General features: G+C 70.9%; 1 protein-coding gene. It reads right to left on the bottom strand.

The genetic code is table 11. The features are described from left to right. On the bottom strand, positions 1-2162 hold a 2162-nt coding region (locus tag K4G64_RS39065), incomplete at both ends, for a condensation domain-containing protein (protein WP_260461578.1).

Raw genomic sequence — 2162 nt, 5'->3', positions numbered from 1 at the left:
GTCGACCACCGCCACCGCACCCGGAGTCCGCGCCACCCGCACCTCGAACGCCTCCGGCACCAGCACAGGCACCCCGACAGAACCGGTGTCGTTCCACTCCACCAACACCCGCCGACGCTCATCCACATCCAGGACATGCACGTCGGCGAGCGGCGTGTCCGCGGCACCGTCGAGGACCCGCTCCAGCGCGGAGACGAGGCCCTCCGTCGCGGTACGCATGAGCGCGCCGACGGCACGCGGATCGCCGGGGGCCATCGCGTCGACGGCCAGCCCTGTGGCGTTGCCGTCGTCGTCCACCGCCACAGTGAGCGGGTAGTTGTTCAGGGGCCTCAGATACAGCCTGCGGATGCCGTGAACCGCCTCGTCCCGGCCCTCGTTCGCCGTCGTGTCCACGTCGGAGCCGGTGTTGTGGCGGTAGTTGAGGATCGAGGTGAACAGGGGCGTGTCAGCGGGTACGCCGCTGACCCGCTGGGCGACCGCCAGCGAGGCGTGCTCATGTTCCAGCAGGGTCGCGAGCTGTCCTCGCATCGCGGTGACGGCCTGCAGGACACCGGTCCCGTCGACACGCACCCGTACCGGCAGGGTGTTCATGAACAGACCCATCGCACGGTCCGATCCGGCACCGGCGTTCATCCGGCCGAAAAGCACGGTGCCGAACACCACGTCGTCGTGCCCGCTGACGGCCGCGAGGACACGGGCCCAGGCGACATGGGCGAGGGTCGCCGGGCTGGTGCCGAGCCGGCGCGAGACGGCTCGCAGCCGCTCGTCGAGCGTGGTGGCGAAGCCGAGGTGGGCCGTCTTCATGTCACTGCCGTCCCGGTGCACGTCGACCAGCCCGAACGGCAGCGTGGGCTCGGTGACGTCGCCCAGGAGCCCGGCGAAGTACTCCTCGTGTTCCGACCGGCCGGCACCGTCCCGGGCGTGGGCCACGAAGTCGCGGAAGGGCAGCGGCTGCGCCAGTTCGTCGCCACGCCCGCCGAGGAGGGCCACCACTTCCTCGTACACGGCCTCCAGGGTCGTGTGGTCCTGCACCATGTGGTGCATGCGCAGCAGCGCCACCCAGGTGTCTCGGCCGGGTACCGGCGCCACGTGCAGGTCGACGAGCGGGGCCCGGCCCAGGTGCATCGGGGATCTGCCGATCTCGAGCAGTTGCTCCACGAGATCCGGGTTGCCGGGGTCGAGAGCGATCTCCGTGACCGGCAGTTCGGCTCGGCGCCAGACCACCTGGACCGGAGTGCGCAGTCCTTCCCAGACGACAGACGTCCGGTAGATGTCGTGCCGGTCCAGCAGTTGCTGAAGGGCACCGATGAACGCGTCCAGGCGGTCCCGGGAGTCGAAGTCCAGGACGGTCGGCGCCGCGTAGGTGTCGTGGCCTCCGGCGGCCATGAGGTGGTGGAAGAGCAGGCCCTCCTGGAGCGGGGCGAGCGGGTAGACGTCCGCCACGTTCGGCGCGCCGCCCTCGACCGAGGCGACGACCCGGGCGATCTCCTCCGCCGTCAGGTCCACCAGCGGCAGCATCTCCGGTGTGATCTCCGCAGCGCCCTCGGGGATCGCGTTGGCGGGCACCTGAATCTGGTCGGCGCCCGGAACGGCCGCGAGACCGGCGACCGTCGGGGTGTCGAACAACGCCCGTACGGAGACGGAGACACCGCGCACCCGCAGGCGTTCGACCAGGGAGACGGCGAGCAGGGAGTGCCCGCCGAGGGCGAAGAAGTTGTCGTCCACGCCGACGCTGTCGAGCCCGAGCACCTCGGCGAAGGCCTCGCAGAGGATCTCTTCGCGGGCGTTGGCCGGGCCTCGGCCTGCGCCGGCCTGGTACTCCGGGGCAGGCAAGGCCTTGCGATCCAGCTTGCCGTTGACGGTCAGCGGGAGCTCGTCCAGGACGACGATGGCCGAGGGGATCATGTAGTCCGGCAGTCGGGCCGACATGAACCGGGTGATGGAGTCGGGCAGTTCGGACGTGTCGTCGTCTGCTACGACGTAGCCGACCAGGCGTACGTCGCCCGGGGTGTCCTCGCGGGCGACGACAGCCGCGCGGGCCACCTGGGGGTGAGCGGCGAGGGCGGCCTGGACCTCACCCGGCTCGATCCGGAAGCCACGCACCTTCACCTGCTCATCAGCCCGGCCCAGGAACTCCAGCCGGCCATCCGCAGCCCAGCGCG

The sequence above is a fragment of the Streptomyces sp. WAC04114 genome (genome assembly GCF_019733245.1).
Classification (GTDB): Bacteria; Actinomycetota; Actinomycetes; order Streptomycetales; family Streptomycetaceae; genus Streptomyces; species Streptomyces massasporeus_A.
The sequence above is the reverse complement of the archived record's forward strand: the minus strand, read 5'-3'. Positions and strand labels throughout refer to the sequence as shown.